Origin of the sequence: Streptomyces sp. NPDC005820 (genome assembly GCF_040630255.1) — a bacterium.
In the GTDB taxonomy this organism is placed as follows: Bacteria; Actinomycetota; Actinomycetes; order Streptomycetales; family Streptomycetaceae; genus Streptomyces.
On sequence record NZ_JBEXXE010000003.1, the window covers coordinates 158289 to 172715 of the forward strand.

At 75.0% G+C, this 14427-nt stretch carries 13 protein-coding genes and 4 pseudogenes; 6 read left to right on the plus strand and 11 right to left on the minus strand.

Going from position 1 to position 14427, the window contains the following annotated elements; translation table 11 throughout:
• Positions 1 to 159 precede the first annotated feature (159 nt).
• Positions 160 to 1054, minus strand: a pseudogene (locus ABZ464_RS04880) (SDR family NAD(P)-dependent oxidoreductase).
• Positions 1055 to 1060: 6 nt separating this feature from the next.
• The gene (locus ABZ464_RS04885) at positions 1061 to 1576 is read right to left on the minus strand and encodes a phage holin family protein (RefSeq protein WP_359270995.1); all 516 of its coding nucleotides are present in this window, start codon (positions 1574 to 1576) and stop codon (positions 1061 to 1063) included.
• 60 nt (positions 1577 to 1636) lie between these two features.
• On the opposite strand from ABZ464_RS04885, the pseudogene ABZ464_RS04890 reads away from it, so the two are divergent.
• Positions 1637 to 1789: pseudogene (locus ABZ464_RS04890) on the plus strand (VOC family protein); the annotation flags it as partial.
• On the opposite strand, the gene ABZ464_RS04895 reads toward ABZ464_RS04890, so the two are convergent.
• Positions 1786 to 2697 (minus strand): arginase family protein, encoded by a 912-nt coding sequence (locus ABZ464_RS04895; protein ID WP_359270997.1) that lies wholly within the window; start codon positions 2695 to 2697, stop codon positions 1786 to 1788. The pseudogene ABZ464_RS04890 and the gene ABZ464_RS04895 sit on opposite strands and share 4 nt — an antisense overlap.
• Positions 2698 to 2755: 58 nt before the next feature.
• On the opposite strand from ABZ464_RS04895, the gene ABZ464_RS04900 reads away from it, so the two are divergent.
• Positions 2756 to 3103, plus strand: coding sequence for a DUF6204 family protein (locus ABZ464_RS04900; protein WP_359271000.1), 348 nt, complete (start codon positions 2756 to 2758; stop codon positions 3101 to 3103).
• Here ABZ464_RS04900 and ABZ464_RS04905 read toward each other — a convergent pair.
• Genes ABZ464_RS04905 through ABZ464_RS04935 form a run of 7 tightly spaced genes read right to left on the minus strand, consistent with a single transcriptional unit; the run spans position 3075 to position 10270 of the window.
• A complete protein-coding gene (locus tag ABZ464_RS04905) occupies positions 3075 to 3641 on the minus strand; it encodes a GNAT family protein (protein ID WP_359271003.1) in 567 nt (188 codons plus the stop codon). The genes ABZ464_RS04900 and ABZ464_RS04905 overlap by 29 nt on opposite strands.
• Positions 3642 to 3660: 19 nt before the next feature.
• Positions 3661 to 3936 carry a LapA family protein gene (locus ABZ464_RS04910; RefSeq protein WP_359271005.1) on the minus strand — a complete coding sequence of 92 codons (276 nt, stop codon included), beginning with the start codon at positions 3934 to 3936 and terminating at the stop codon, positions 3661 to 3663.
• A gap of 36 nt (positions 3937 to 3972) precedes the next feature.
• Positions 3973 to 4902, minus strand: coding sequence for an LD-carboxypeptidase (locus ABZ464_RS04915; RefSeq protein ID WP_359271008.1), 930 nt, complete (start codon positions 4900 to 4902; stop codon positions 3973 to 3975).
• Positions 4899 to 7025, minus strand: coding sequence for a prolyl oligopeptidase family serine peptidase (locus ABZ464_RS04920; protein WP_359271011.1), 2127 nt, complete (start codon positions 7023 to 7025; stop codon positions 4899 to 4901). Before ABZ464_RS04920 ends, ABZ464_RS04915 begins: the two co-directional genes overlap by 4 nt.
• A gap of 15 nt (positions 7026 to 7040) precedes the next feature.
• Positions 7041 to 8357, minus strand: a complete 1317-nt coding sequence (locus ABZ464_RS04925; protein WP_359271014.1) for a M20/M25/M40 family metallo-hydrolase — start codon at positions 8355 to 8357, stop codon at positions 7041 to 7043.
• Between the two features lie 45 nt (positions 8358 to 8402).
• Positions 8403 to 9236, minus strand: coding sequence for a M55 family metallopeptidase (locus ABZ464_RS04930; RefSeq protein WP_359271017.1), 834 nt, complete (start codon positions 9234 to 9236; stop codon positions 8403 to 8405).
• 32 nt (positions 9237 to 9268) lie between these two features.
• Positions 9269 to 10270, minus strand: coding sequence for an Lrp/AsnC family transcriptional regulator (locus ABZ464_RS04935; RefSeq protein ID WP_359271020.1), 1002 nt, complete (start codon positions 10268 to 10270; stop codon positions 9269 to 9271).
• A gap of 183 nt (positions 10271 to 10453) precedes the next feature.
• Between ABZ464_RS04935 and ABZ464_RS04940 the strand changes: the two are divergent.
• From ABZ464_RS04940 to ABZ464_RS04950, 3 genes and pseudogenes are all read left to right on the plus strand, one after another.
• Positions 10454 to 11812: pseudogene (locus ABZ464_RS04940) on the plus strand (MBL fold metallo-hydrolase); the annotation flags it as partial.
• A gap of 69 nt (positions 11813 to 11881) precedes the next feature.
• Positions 11882 to 12142, plus strand: a pseudogene (locus ABZ464_RS04945) (rhodanese-like domain-containing protein); the annotation flags it as partial.
• Positions 12139 to 12882, plus strand: coding sequence for a sulfite exporter TauE/SafE family protein (locus ABZ464_RS04950; protein WP_359271023.1), 744 nt, complete (start codon positions 12139 to 12141; stop codon positions 12880 to 12882). The pseudogene ABZ464_RS04945 and the gene ABZ464_RS04950, both read left to right, overlap by 4 nt.
• A 36-nt stretch (positions 12883 to 12918) precedes the next feature.
• Here the strand turns inward: ABZ464_RS04950 and ABZ464_RS04955 are convergent, their stop codons facing one another.
• A complete protein-coding gene (locus ABZ464_RS04955; RefSeq protein WP_359271026.1) occupies positions 12919 to 13197 on the minus strand; it encodes a metal-sensitive transcriptional regulator in 279 nt (92 codons plus the stop codon).
• A 73-nt stretch (positions 13198 to 13270) separates the two neighbouring features.
• On the opposite strand from ABZ464_RS04955, the gene ABZ464_RS04960 reads away from it, so the two are divergent.
• The gene (locus ABZ464_RS04960; RefSeq protein WP_359271028.1) at positions 13271 to 13873 is read left to right on the plus strand and encodes a rhodanese-like domain-containing protein; all 603 of its coding nucleotides are present in this window, start codon (positions 13271 to 13273) and stop codon (positions 13871 to 13873) included.
• The last annotated feature ends 554 nt before the right edge of the window (positions 13874 to 14427 follow it).

Below are 14427 nucleotides of genomic sequence, written 5' to 3' on the forward strand. Positions count from 1 at the left end.
CCCGACCGGCCCGGCACCTGGGCCTCCCGCCGAGCGGTCCGCTGGGCGCGGCCCGCGAAGAGGTCCTGGTGCACGGCAGCGGCGGCTTCACGACGTACGGCGACGCACGGCTGACCGCGCAGCTGCACGGGGCAGCTGCACGACTGGGCGCACCCCGTGTCAGCCCTGTGACCTGCGGCGCAGCCCGGCGGCGAGGGCCGCCGTGCCCAGCCCGCCGGCCAGCAGGCCGACGCCGGCGCGGGCCCGGTTCCGCGAGATCCACGCCTGCGCGCTGCGGTCCGCCCGTGCGCCCCGTGGTCCCGCCCGTGCGGGCCGTCGGCGGGACTCCACAGGTTGCCAGGACCGCCGTCCTGCCCGCCGTCCTGCCCGCCCTCCTGCTGCTGCCGCCGCTGTCGTTGTTGCTGCTGCTGTGCGTCGAACCCGGTGCGGGCGAGATACCGGTCCAGGGGTCCCGGAACCACCGCGTTGGCGATCAGGGTCGCCGCGGTCGAGCCCCCCACCCAGTACTCGCGCGGGCGCGCGTGCCCGGCGGCGTGCACGATCGCCCGGGCCGCGACCTCGGGCTGGTACACCGGCGCCACCGGCCTGGCCCGGCCCGGCATCCGGTTCACCACCCAGTCGAACTGCGGGGTGTTCACGGCGGGCTGGATCGCGTGCTTGGCGCCGCAGTACGCCGACTGCAGCGGCACTCCGCGGTAGGCGAGCGCGGAGCCGACCTGGACGATCGTGCCGCGGTCGCGGGGCAGCATGTGAAGGGCGCGAAGACGCCGGCGAAGGCGTCGTTGACCCAGACGTCGATGCTTCCGAACGCGTCGGCGACCTGTTGGGCCGCGTCCTCGACGGCCCGGGCGTCGGCCAGGTCGACGCGCACGACGAGGGCCTCACCGCCGGCCTGCCGGACCTCGTCGGCGGCCGCCGCGAGCCCCGCGCTTCCCCGCGCGAGCAGGGCGACCCGGTCGCCGCGGGCGGCGAAGGCCAGGGCCGTGGCCCGGCCGACGCCCGCGCCGGCCCCGGTCACCACCACGCTCCGGCGCGGGCCCCAGGGGGTACGCATCCGGCGTCACGCCCGGTGGTGCGGGTTCTCGGGGTCGAGCTCGTCGGCGTCCGCACCGGGCGACCGGGCGCCGGGCGCGGCGGGCGCGACGTCCGCACCGGGCGGGGCGGGCGGCATCGGCGGGTACGGCGTGCCGAGACCGGCGGCCGGGCCGGCCGGCGGCATGGCGCCGGCGACGGGGCCGTGTCCCGCGCGCTGGGCGGCGTGGCTCAGTTCCGCCTTCCCCCCGGCCGTCGGCCGGGCGGCGCCACGCAGCGCGTACGCCACGGCGCCGAGGATCACGGCGGTGATCAGCGCGGCGGCCCAGCCGGGCAGCCCGAGGTCGAGGGCGAGGCCCAGGGCGAGGGCGAGGGCCGCGCCCGCGTAGAGGGCGACGGCGCCGGACGCCGCGTACAGCGTGGCCCTGCGGCGCTGCCTGCGGGTCTGCTCGCGCAGCTCGTCGCGGATCGTCTCGCGTGCCACCTGTGCGAGCTCGTCGACGAGGTGCTTGTCCAGATGCTCCAGATGATCCATGCGCTCCATGGCGGCCGGGTACCCGCCGTCACGGGGCCATAACGTCACGGGCCCACGGGCAGGACCGGGATGAAGGACGTCGACGAGGCCCACCGCACGCCGACCGAGCTGGGCGCGGACATCATCGCGGGCCCGGTGCCGACCCCGGTGGGCCGCAACCTGATCGTCCGCCACCCGGACGGCGCGGTGTACGAATACGTCGACCGCAGGGCCGTCGGCTAGGGCCCGTCCGGGGTGAGTGCGGACACCACCAGGTCGGTGAGCAGCGCGCCGGCCGTGCCGTCGGGGTCCAGATCGGGGTCGTAGATGGTGACGTTGAGGCCGACGCAGCGCGGGGAGGCGAGCAACGGCCATAGCAGGGCGAGGAGTTCGCCGGGAAGCAGTCCGTCGGGGTCGGGGCTGTCCACGGCCGGCATGACCGTCGGGTCGAGGACGTCGGCGTCCAAGTGGACCCAGAAGCCGTCCAGTTGAGGGCTCTCGAAGGCCAGGGCGGTGGCGTCGCCGAGTGCTCCGGCTCCCCGGTCGCGCAGTTCGGCGACGGTGACGACGGGCATCTTGAGGGCGCGGAGTTCGACGACCTCGGGGTCGTCGGCGTAGGCGTCGCGGACGCCGAGGAAGCGGATGTCCTCGTCGCGGAGGTAGGGGCCGAGGCCCTCCAGATTGGTGAGGTCGCGCTGGCCGCGGCCGGTCGCGAGGGCCGCCTCCTCGCCGCCCGCCGCGCCGATCCGGTCGGAGTTGCCGGGGTGCCGGAAGTCGGGCGAGGCGTCCACGGCGGCGAGCCCGTACCGGCCGAGGCGGCGCAGGGCGAGCGACGCGCCGAGCTGGATCGAGCAGTCCCCGCCGAGGACGACGGGAAAGCCGCCGGCGCGGACGTGCCGTTCGATGCGGTCGGCGAGCCGGCGGGTGTACGTGGCGAGGGCGGCCGCGTTGAAGACGCCGTCGCCCTCCCGCCAGTCGCCCCGGTCGTAGCGCGGCGGGACGACGACCCCGCCCTCGGCCGCGCCGAGCCGGCGCAGGATGCCCTGCTCGCGCAGGGCGCCGGCGAGCTTGTGGCAGCCGGGGACGGTACCGGGTGCGGGCGGCCGCAGACCCAGATTCGAGGGGGCGTCGACCACTACGAAATTCCGCATGCGCGGCATCCTCGCCGACGTACCCTCGGCCCTTCAACGAGTTGAGCGAGGAGCGAACATGAGCGAGCCGCACACCTACCGGGTGATCGTCCGGGGTACGTGGGACGGTCTCACCGAGGAGGCCCATGCCCGGCTGGTCGCCGAGGCCGCCGGCCACGGCCTGGACAGCATGCGGTTCACCGAGGAGGGCACGCTGTCGTACGAGCCGCGGCCGTTGAAGCACTTCTCGATGCGGTTCGTGGTGGTGTCGGACGCGGCGGACGGCGAGGAGATGGCGGGCGCGATCGCCGAGGACCGGGCGGAGACGGCGCTGGGCGCGCTCGGCTACGGGTTCACCGGGCTGCGGTCGACGGTGACGGACCTCGACACCATGAAGATCAACCGGAAGTCCGCATCTCGGCGGTGAGCGCCCACCGTTCGTGGTCGCGCCACTCGCCGTCGATGTGGATCATCTTCGGGGAGAATCCCTCCAGCCGGAACCCGCACGAACGGGCGAGGGCGATCGAGGCGGTGTTCCCCGGCTGCACGTTGATCTCCAGCCGGTGCAGTCGCATCGGCCCGAACGCGTACCCGACCACCAGGTCCAGCCCCTCGCGCATCAGCCCTCGGCCGGCCGCGTGCGCGAAGGCGCCGTAGCCGAGCGCACCGCACTGGAAGGCGCCCTGCACGATGTTGTTGATGTTGATGAACCCGGCGATCGCCCCGTCGCCCCGCGCTTCGCCGGATGTCTCGCACACCAGGAAACCGGCCTTCGTGGGGTCCTCGATCAGCCGTCCGGCGTAGGCGGTGTACGCGTCGGGGGTGGCCGGCGGGAACAGCCACGGCTGGTGCAGGTCCTTGCTCTCGCGGACCCGCGCGGTGAACTCGGCCCCGTCGGCGTAGGTGAAGTGACGTATCCCCACGCGGGGGCCCTCGGCCAGGTGGCGGGAGGCGGTGTGCGGCATCCCGCCAGCTTACGGCCGGTCAGCGGCGACGGCGGCCCATGCAGAAGTACGCCCCGCACAGCGCGCCGATCAGCCCGGTGGCGAGCAGCGCCGCCCACAGCGGCACGGTGACCTCGGGGATCAGCAGCCTGATCGTGGTCTCCTGGGTGTTCTCGAAGATGAAGACCAGGGTGAGCGCGGCGAGCACCAGCACGGCGATCCGGCCGGGTGTCAGCGACGCGCGCCAGCCGCCGGAGCCTCGGTGGGCCCCGGAGGTCTTCGCGGACTTCGGCGTCTTCGCGGCCTTCGCGGTCATATGTCCAGGGTGGGCCGCGAACCGCCGCCCCGCACGTCAGCGCAGGGCCGGCTCGTCCAGGGTGAGCGTGCCGGCGTCCGCGTCGAGCACGGCGGCCGCCCCGAAGGGCACGGTCAGCGCACCCTCGCAGTGCCCGAAGCCGAGCTCCTCGACGACCGGCACCCCGAGCCCGCCGAGCCGGTCGGCGAACACCGGCCGCAGCTCCTCGTACGGCCCGCAGCGGTCCCAGGAGCCGAGCGCGATGCCGGCGACGCCGTCCAGCCAGCCGGTGCGCAGCAGCTGGGTGAGGGCGCGGTCGACGGCGTACGGCCGCTCCCCCACGTCCTCGATCAGCAGCAGCCCGCCGCCCGCACCGGCGCGGGTGTGCGGGGTGCCGTATCCGGTGGCGAGGAGGGTGAGGCAGCCGCCGAGGGTGACGCCCCGCGCCCGGCCGGGGGCCAGGGCGCGGCCGGGGGTGGCGGAGGTGAGGGTGCGGACGGTCTCGGGGGCGAAGAGGGTGGCCCTGAGGTGGTCCTGGGCGCGGGCGTTCTTGACGAAGTCGATGCCCGCGGCGACCGGGCCGTAGAGCGTGACCAGGCCGAGGCGCACCGCGAACGCCTCGTGGAGCGTGGTGCTGTCGCTGAACCCGACGAACACCTTCGGCCCGGCCGCCCGCATCGCCTCCCAGTCCAGCAGGTCGACGACGCGCTGGGCGCCGTAGCCGCCGCGGGCGCACAGCACGGCGTCCACGGAGGGGTCGCACCAGGCCCGCTGGAGGTCGGCGGCCCGGTCGGCGTCCGTGCCGGCGAGATGCCCGAGGTCCGGGTGGCGGTCCAGGACGTGCGGCGCGGCCACCGGGTCGAGGTCCCAGCCGCGCAGCAGATCGAGCCCGGCCTGGAGCCGTTCCTCCGCCACGGGTCCGCTGGGGGCGACGACGGCCACCCGGGCGCCGGGGGCCAGCCGGGACGGCCGCACGAGGTCCTTCACTGCGTGAACTCCAGGGTGGGGATGCCGGGCGGACGCAGCCCGAACACCTGAGCGTACAGGGACAGCTCGGCCTGAAGCGCCCGCACGGTCGTCTCCGCCCGCCGGAACCCGTGCCCCTCCCCCTCGAACGCGAGATAGGCGTACGGCACCCGTCGCCCCGCCAGCCGGGCCAGGAACCGCTCGCACTGCACCGGCGGACAGATCACGTCGTCCAGGCCCTGCAACAGCAGGAACGGTACGGTGATCCGCTCGGCGTGCTCGACGGGCGAGCGCTCCGCGTACCGGGCGGGCACCTCGGCGAGCGGCCCGACCAGGCTGTCCGGGTAGTGGGACTCCAGGTCGTGGGTCCCGCCGGTCGCCCAGCCCACGAGATCGAGCACGGGATACCGGATGGTGGCACACGCATACACCTCGGTGCCGGTCAGTGAGGCGGCGGCGGTCCAGCCGCCCGCGCTGCCGCCCCGGATCGCCAGCCGGTCCCGGTCGGCGGTGCCCTCGTCGGCGAGGGCCCGGGCGACGGCGGCACAGTCCTCGACATCCACCACGCCCCACTGCTCCCGCAGCCGCTCCCGGTACTCCCGCCCGTATCCGGTCGACCCGCCGTAGTCGACCTCGGCGACCCCGATACCGCGGGAGGTGAAATAGGCGATCTCCAGATCCAGCACCAGCGGCGCCCGGTCGGTGGGCCCGCCGTGCGCCCACACCACGTACGGCGGCAGCTCGTGCCCGGGCGCCGCGCAGGCCGGGTGATGCGGTGGATAGACGTGCGCGTGCACCTCCCGCCCGTCGGGGCCGGCGAAGGTGCGGATCTGCGGCTCGGGGTAGTACACCGGATCCACCACGTCGGTGTGCGCGCCCCCGATCACCCGGGCCCGCCCGGTGCGCGCGTCCAGCTCCACCACCTCGTAGCCGGTCCGCGGGCTGGCCGCCACCGCGACCACGCGGTCGCCCCGCGCGGCGAGCGTGGGCGCGAACTCCGTCCAGGGCCCCGCCGCGTCGACCAGTTCCCCGGTCTCCGGGTCGAGGATGCCGAGAGCGGTGGCGCCCCGCCCGTGCACGACGGCGACGAGCCCGTTGTCCAGCGGGGCGAACCAGCGCAGGCCGAGCTTCCAGAGGGCGCCGCCGAACTCCTCCTCACGGGGGCAGAGCGGCTCGTGGTCCCGGTAGAGGTTCCACCAGCCGGTGCGGTCGCTCGCATACAGGAGGCGGTCGCCGGGAGGCTGTATGCGATCTTCGGCGGACTGTGTACGGTCACCCGCAGACCGTGGACGGTCGACCGTGGGCGGTGGACCGTCGACCGCGGACCGCAGACCACCGACTGTGGACCGCAGGCCGTCGACCGTGGACCGCAGGCCGTCGACCGAAGATTGCATACCGCCGCCCGTCGACCGTTGCCAGTCCACCTGGGCGATCGACTCCTCCGGGCCTCCCGCCACCACGCGTGCCTCGCCGAGGGTCCCGTCCGGGGTGATCCCGGCGACGAGCACCTCGGTGCCGTCCCAGGGCATCCGGGGATGGTCCCAGGCCAGCCAGGCGGCGTGCCGGCCGTCGGAGGAGAGGCGGGGGCCGGTGAGGAAGCGGTGGTGGTCGTCGGTGAGTTCACGGACGGCGGTGCGGTCGTCGGTGGCCGAGCCGTCGAGGGGGACGGCTGCCAGGAGGCGGCGGACGTCGGTGGGGGCGGGGCCGGTGAACTCCTCCAGGACGCACCAGACTTCGCCGCGATCGAGGAGCAACTGGGGTTCCGCCCAGCGCAGTCCGCCGCCCAGGGGGGAGAGCGGGGTCAACGGGTGGGGCTCGTGGCCCGGTTCGCGGACGTACAGGCGTTGGTCGGCGTGGTGGACGAAGAGCAGCAGCGGGCCGTCGGTGAGGTGGGCCGCCGCCCAGGGGTGGCCGCCGTACTCGTGGACGCGGCTGCGGACGTTCCAGGGCGGGGGCAGGAGGGATTCCTCCGTGCCGTCGGGGTGGCGGCGGACGAGGGTGCGGCGGCCGTCCTCGGTGGGGCGGGGCGCGGTCCACCACACCTCGTCGCCGACGAAGCCGACGTACTCGGGCCGGCCGTCGTGGGTGGCGGCGAGGTGGGCATCGAGGGGTGAGGGCCAGGAACCGTACGGCAGGATCTGCACGTTCTCCCCGCTCGTCTAGGCCGTGCGCAGGAACCGGTCGAGGACGTGGACGCCGAAGTGCAGGGCCTCGACGGGGACGCGTTCGTCGACGCCGTGGAAGAGGGCCTGGTAGTCGAAGCCCTCGGGCAGCCTCAGCGGTGCGAAGCCGTAGGCCGCGTCGATGCCGAGCCGGGAGAACTGCTTGGCGTCGGTGCCGCCGGACATGCAGTACGGCACGACGTGCCCTTCGGGGGCGAACTCCTCGACGGCGGCCCGCATCTTGGCGTAGAGGGGGGCGTCCACGGGGGCCTGGAGGGCGACGGAGCGGTGGCGGAACTCCCAGTCGACGTCGGGGCCGGTGAGTTCGTCGAGGGTGGCGGTGAACTCGTCCTCGGTGCCTGGGAGATAGCGTCCGTCGACGTGGGCGACGGCCTCGCCGGGGATGACGTTCAGCTTGTAACCGGCTTCCAGCATGGTCGGGTTGGCGCTGTTGCGGACCGTGGCCTCGACGAGGGAGGCGGCGGGGCCGAGCTTCTTCAGGAGGGTGTCGACGGCGTCGGGGTCGTCGAGGTCGCCCTCCAGGCCGTAGAGGGCGGCGAGTTCGGTGAGGGCGGCGCGGACGGTGGGGGTGAGGCGCAGCGGCCAGGCGTGCTCGCCGATGCGGGTGACGGCGGCGGCGAGGCGGGTGACGGCGTTCTCCCGGTTGACCTTGGAGCCGTGTCCGGCGCGGCCGCGCGCGGTGAGGCGGAGCCAGCCGGTGCCGCGCTCGCCCGCGGCGATGGGATAGATCTCGCGGCCGGCGCCGTCGTGGAAGGTGAACGCGCCGGACTCGCCGACGGCTTCGGTGCAGCCCTCGAACAGGGCCGCGTGCCGGTCTGCGAGGAATCCGGCGCCGTCCTCGGCGCTGGCCTCCTCGTCGGCGGTGAAGGCGAGGACGATGTCGCGGCGGGGGCGTACGCCCTGGCGGGCCCAGGCGCGCACCACGGCGAGGATCATCGCGTCCATGTTCTTCATGTCGACGGCGCCGCGGCCCCACACCACGCCGTCGCGGACCTCGCCGGAGAAGGGGTGCACGGTCCAGTCGGCGGCCTCGGCGGGGACCACGTCGAGGTGGCCGTGGAGGAGGAGGGCGTCGGCGGAGGGGTCGGTGCCCTCGATGCGGGCGACGACGTTGGTGCGTCCGGGGGTGCGTTCGAGGAGGGTGGGTTCGAGGCCGGCGTCGGCCAGTCGCGCGGCCGCGTACTCGGCGGCGGGCCGCTCCCGGCAGTCGCCGCCGCCCCGGTTGGTGGTGTCGATGCGGATGAGGTCGGAGGTGAACCGGACGACCTCGTCCCGTGCCTGCGCGTCAGCCATCCCGCTCCCGTTTCCGTTCCCGTGCCCGGCGTTCGGCTCCGCCGCTCAGCCGTACTGCTCCTCGATCGCGGCCGAGGCGAGGGTGGTGACCGCCTTGAAGGTGCGGATGCCCTCGTACATCGTGCCGCTGGTGTAGGCGATCCTACGTTCGCCGGTGCGGGTCACGCCGGGTACGACGGTGGCGGCCAGGGTGAGGTGTTCGGCGTCGAACTCCACGGCGACCGTATACGGTCCACCGTCGACGGGATCCCGTCGTACGGCGAGGGTCGCCGCCTCCTTGGCGGCGGCGCGGATGTCGGCGGCGGTGCGGGCCGGGGTCCGGCACACGGCGGCGTAGCGGGAGACATGGTCCTTGACGGCGACCTTCGGGGCCTCGGGGGCGTAGCCGAGGGCGTCCTCGCAGGCGACGTCGTCGCCGGTGACCAGGACGACGGGGACGCCGTACTCGGCGGCGACGTGGGCGTTGAGGAGGCCCTCGCTGGCGCGTACGTCGTTCAGCCAGACGCCGGTGATGGAGTTGGCGAGGTAGGTGTGGGCGAGGACGCCCTCCATGCCGGCGCCGGCGTGGTAGCCGACGAAGGCGATGCCGTCGACGTCTCCCTGCTGGACGCCTTCGACCATGGAGAGGGACTTGTGCCGGCCGGTGAGCATCTCGACCCGGTCGTCGAGGCGTTCGAGGAGGAGGTTGCGCATGGTCCAGTGGGCCTCGTTGACGACGACGTCGTCGGCGCCGCCGTCGAAGAAGCCGAGGGCGGCCGCGTTGACGTCGGAGGTGAACATCGACCGGCAGCGTTCCCACTGCGGGGTCCCCGGCAGCACGTCGGCCGGCCAGGTGACGCCGGTGGCGCCCTCCATGTCGGCGCTGATCAGGATCTTCACGTCCGGGCCCCTTCCACGGGAGGGTGCCGAGCCTAGTGGGCGGCCGGCCTGTCGCCCGGGGAGCGACTCCGATCGTAGGCGAGTTGCTTCACCTGACGGAGGGTCAGAAGGGTTTCGACGGACCGTACGCCCTCCAGGGCGCCGATGCGCTCGCTGAGGTAGGCGTAGAGGGCGGCGGGGCCGGTGTGCAGGGTGGCGGCGACGAGGTTGGCCTGCCCGGTGGTCGCGGCGGCGAAGCGGACCTCGGGGTGGTCGGCGAGGGCGCGGCCCACGCCCGCGAGGGCGGCGGGTTCCACGGTGAGCCAGAGCAGCGCCTCGATCTCCTGGCCGAGGGGTTCGACGTCGTGCTGGACGTCGAAGTAGAGCACGCCGGTCGCTAGCAGCCGCTCCAGGCGGCGGCCGACCACGGACTCGGTGAGGCCGGTGGCGGTCTGGAGTTCGGTGAGCGGGGCGCGGCCGTCCTCGCGGAGCAGGGCGAGCAGGCGTTCGTCGTGCGCGTCGACGCCCACCGGTCCGGCGGGCGCCTCGGGACGGGCCCGGCGCAGCGCGGCGGCCTCGTCGGGGGAGAGGGCGTCGATCTTGGTGAGCCAGCCGAGGGGGCCGGCGTAGAAGTAGTGCAGGAGGCAGTGGGCGCTGATCGAGGTGACGCGCGGGGTGCGGCGGAGGTGGCCGAGGAGGAGTTCGTCGCGTTCGCGGCGGTTGCGGGGCCGCATCGCGCACATCACCTCGGTGCCGCCGGAGATCAGGGCGACGTACATGGTGTCGGGGCGGCGGGCGAGCGCGGCGGCGAGCGCGTCGGCGACGTCCGGGGTGCAGGACAGCCGGACGATCCAGTTGCTGCGGCCGAGCCGGGCCTCGTCGGTCATGCCGAGGACGCGCAGCCCGGCGGTGGTGCGCAGCCGGCGGAAACGGCGGGCGACGGTCTGGTCGGACACCCCGAGGACCTGGGCGATACGGCTGAACGGCGCCCGGCCGTCGAGCTGCAGCGCCTGGAGCAGCTTCAGGTCGAGGGCGTCGAGGGTGGGTGGGTTCACCGGGTGGTTCTCCTGTGCCGGGAGGGCGGGTGTGCGGGCGTCCGGGGACACGGTGTCATCCGGGGCGGGCGAAGGCGCGGCGGCCTGCGGGCGGGAACACTCGCTGGAATACCCCCCGGGGTATCTCTGTTACCGTGATGGACGGATACCCCCGGGGGTAATTTTTCTGCGAGGGAGAGTGCCATGTTCTTTGCCGACGTCCTGGAGACCGAGGGGCTGGGCAACCGCAGCTATCTGGCGGGTGGTGCGCGGGCCGCGGTGGTCGTGGATCCGCCGCGGGACATCGACCGGGTGATCGCCGCGGCGGCCCGGCGCGGGGTGCGGATCGTGGCCGTCGCCGAGACCCACGTCCACAACGACTACGTGACCGGCGGCCTGGAGCTGGCCCGGCTGACCGGGGCCCGCTATCTGGTGCCGGCCGGGGCGGAGGTGGCGTACCCGCGCGTGCCGGTCGCCGACGGGGACCTGGAGCCGGTCGACGAGGACCTGGTGCTGCGCGCGGTGGCCACGCCCGGGCACACCCCGCACCACACGGCGTACGTCCTTCAGGAGTCCGGGCGGCCGGTGGCCGCGTTCACCGGCGGGTCGCTGCTGATCGGCAGTGTGGGCCGCCCCGATCTGGTGGAACCGCGGCTGACCGAGCGGCTGGCCCGGGCGCAGCACGCCTCCGCGCACCGGCTCGCGGCCGAGCTCGGCGACGAGGTGTCCGTGCTGCCGACGCACGGTTTCGGAAGTTTCTGTTCCGCCGCGCAGGCGGGCGGCGAGAGCAGCACGATCGGGGCGGAGAAGGCGACCAATCCGGTGCTGGCGCAGGACGTGGACACGTTCGTGAAGGAGCTGCTGGCCGGGCTGGACGACGTGCCCGCGTACTACGCGCACATGGGCCCGGCCAACGCGGGCGGGCCGGCGCCGGTGGATCTGACGCCGCCCCGGCGGGCCGACGCGGCCGAGCTCGCCCGGCGGCTCGCGGCCGGCGAGTGGGTGGTGGACCTGCGCGGCCGGGTGGCGTTCGCCGAGGGGCATGTGGCCGGCGCGTTCAACTTCGAGGTCGACGGGCAGCTGGCGACGTACCTCGCCTGGATGGTCCCGTGGGGCAAGCCCGTGACGCTGCTGGCGGCGACCGCCGAGGACGTCTCGCGGGCGCAGCGGGAGCTGATCCGGGTCGGCATCGACCGGCCCGCCGCGGCGGCCGTCGGCTCCCCGGCCGACTGGCTCCCCGAGGGGACGGCGCCCGCCTCCTTCCCCCGGTCCACGTTCGCCGGGCTCGCCGCGGCCCGGGCGCGCCGTGCGGACGTCGTCGTGCTCGACGTGCGCCGCGCCGGCGAGCGGGCCGCCGGCTGGATCGAGGGCAGCGTCCACATCCCGGTGCACCAGTTGCACCGGCGGCTCGAGGAGGTTCCGGCCGGCCCGGTGTGGGTGCACTGTGCGGGCGGGATGCGGGCGGCGATCGCCGCGTCCCTCCTCGACGCGGCGGGCCGTACGGTGGTGGCGGTCGACGACGGCTTCGCCGCGGCGTCCGGGGCCGGGCTGCCCCTCACCACGAGCCGTGTCACCCCCGCCGAGGCCCACCGGCTGCTGCAGGACGGTTCGGCCGTGCTGGTCGACGTCCGCGAGGCGGACGAGTTCGCCGCCGGGCACGCGCCGGGGGCCGTCCATCTGCCGCTGTCCGTGCTGGCGGACGGGTCGGCGGGGCTGCCGGAGGGACGGGACCCGGTGCTGATCTGCCGGTCCGGCAACCGCTCCCGGCAGGCGGCCGGCCTGCTTGCCGCGCGGGGTGTGCCGGCGCCCGACGTGGTCGGCGGGATGCGGGAGTGGGCCGCCCTGGGGCTGCCCGTCGAGGGCGCGAGCGGGGCCGCCGGGACCGTGCGGTGAGCGCGTTCGCGCTGGCGCTGCTCGCCGGGGCCCTGGTCGGTGTCGCCCTGGGCGCGCTGGGGGCGGGCGGCAGCATCCTGACCGTACCGGCGCTGATCTACCTGCTGGGTTTCGACCCGGCCTCGGCGACCACCGCGAGCCTGGTCATCGTGATCGTCACCTCGGTCACCGCTCTCGTGGCCCACGCGCGCGTGGGGGCGGTGCGCTGGCGGGCGGGGCTGCTGTTCGCGGCGGCGGGTGTGCTGCCCGCCGCGACGGCCGGCGCTCTCTCCGCGCGGATCCCGCAGACCGTGCTGACCTCGATGTTCGCGGTGCTCGCCGCCGTGGCGGCCGTACGGATGCTGCGGCGCCGCACCCCCCGCGCGGGGACGTCGGTGTCGGCGGCCCGGGCGGCCGGGGCGGGGGCCGGTCTCGGCGCGGTGACCGGGTTCCTCGGGGTCGGCGGGGGCTTTCTCGCCGTACCGGCGCTGGTGGGCGTCCTGGCCGTGCCCATGGGGGCCGCCGTGGGCACGAGTCTGCTGGTGATCGTCGCCAACGCGCTCGTGGCCCTCGGGGCGCGCGCCTACACCGCGAGCGGCCTGGACTGGGCCCTGATCCTGCCCTTCCTGGCGACGGCCGTGCTGGGGGCGTGGGACGGGCGGCGGCTCGCCGCGCGGGTCTCCCCCGCCACCCTCCAGCGGATCTTCGGCGCGGTGCTGCTGACCGTCGCCGCGGGAATGGGCCTCACGGCCGTGCTGTGATCGCCCGGCCGCGACCGGCTGCCCCTCTCCCCCGGCTCAGGCCAGCGACAGGAACAGCTTCTCCAGCTGGGCACGCATCTGCACGGAGTTGCGGACCTCGGGGTCCTCGCTGGTCATGCACTGCTCCAGGCCCGTCGCGATGATCGCGAAGCCGGCCCGGTCCAGGGCCCGGGAGACCGCGGCGAGCTGGGTGACCACGTCCTCGCAGTCCCGGCCCTCCTCGATCATCCGGATCACGCCCGCGAGCTGTCCCTGGGCGCGCCGCAGCCGGTTGAGCGCGGACTTCAGCTCCTCGGCCGACATGTCGAGTTGCACGATTCCTCCTCCTTCATACCCCCACGGGTATCCTACCCGTGCGGGACAACACCCCACAGAAAGGTTCTGTTCCGTGAACGGTCCCCAGACCACCCCGGCCACCCCGACCACCCCCACCGCGCTCACCGTCGCCGAGGCGGCCGCCCGGCTCGACGCGTTCACGGTCGTGGACGTCCGCACCCCGGGCGAGTACGCCTCGGGTCGTCTGCCCGGTGCGCACAACGTGCCGCTGGACCGGCTCGACGAGGCCTCGGCCGCACTGATGGAAGCCGCACGCCGGCGCCCCCTGTTGATCGTATGCGCCTCCGGGGCCCGGTCCGCGCGGGGCTGTGCCCGGCTCGCGGAGCTCGGGGTGCGGGCGGCGACGCTGGAGGGCGGCACGGGGGCGTGGGCCGCGGCCGGACACGCGCTGGAGCGGCAGGCCGGTGCCCGCACCCCGTGGCCGATGGACCGTCAGGTGCGGCTGGCCGCCGGTTCCCTGGTCGTCGCCGGGTTCGCGGCGGGCCTCGCCTGGCCGCCGGCGCACTGGCTGTCGGGGATGGTCGGCGCCGGACTGGTGTTCTCCGGCGCGACCAACACCTGCGGCATGGCCGCCCTGCTCGCCCGCCTCCCCCACAACCGCCCGGGCCGCGACGCCGTCCCCTTCGAGGAGACACTGACCCACCTCACCACCTGACCCGCCCCGACCGCCAAGGGACGAGGCCCAGTACCCCGCCCCGGCTCGGCCCGCAGCCGAACCCGGGCTCGCGGAGCGGCCGGGATCGGCGGTCAACCGTAGACACCCCCCAACCGGCTCGGCCGCAGGCCGGCGGGGGGCGGCCCCCGCCCGAGCTCGGCCGCAGACGGGCGACGGCGCCCTCCACCCGGCCCGACCGCACGCCGGCACACGGCGCACCCCAGCCCGGCTCGACCGCACGCTGGCAGACGGCGACCCCCACCCGAGCCCGACCACAAACAGGCGACGGCGCCCTCCACCCGGCCCGACCGCACGCCGGCACACGGCGCACCCCAGCCCGGCTCGACCGCACACCGACACACGGCGACCCCCACCCGAGCCCGACCACAAACAGGCGACGGCGCCCTCCACCCGGCCCGACCGCACGCCGACACACGGCGCACCCCAGCCCGGCCCGACCGCACGCCGACACACGGCGCACCCCAGCCCGGCCCGACCGCACGCCGACACACGGCAGCCCCCACCCGAGCCCGACCACAAACAGGCGACGGCGC

Excerpts from the sequence above, each read along its gene's own strand:
- ABZ464_RS04910 (WP_359271005.1), bottom strand. The coding sequence starts at position 3,936 with ATGACCGCGAAGGCCGCGAAGACGCCGAAGTCCGCGAAGACCTCCGGG.
- ABZ464_RS04895 (WP_359270997.1), bottom strand. The coding sequence starts at position 2,697 with ATGCGGAATTTCGTAGTGGTCGACGCCCCCTCGAATCTGGGTCTGCGG.
- ABZ464_RS04925 (WP_359271014.1), bottom strand. The coding sequence starts at position 8,357 with ATGGCTGACGCGCAGGCACGGGACGAGGTCGTCCGGTTCACCTCCGAC.
- ABZ464_RS04905 (WP_359271003.1), bottom strand. The coding sequence starts at position 3,641 with ATGCCGCACACCGCCTCCCGCCACCTGGCCGAGGGCCCCCGCGTGGGG.
- ABZ464_RS04900 (WP_359271000.1), top strand. The coding sequence starts at position 2,756 with ATGAGCGAGCCGCACACCTACCGGGTGATCGTCCGGGGTACGTGGGAC.
- ABZ464_RS04885 (WP_359270995.1), bottom strand. The coding sequence starts at position 1,576 with ATGGAGCGCATGGATCATCTGGAGCATCTGGACAAGCACCTCGTCGAC.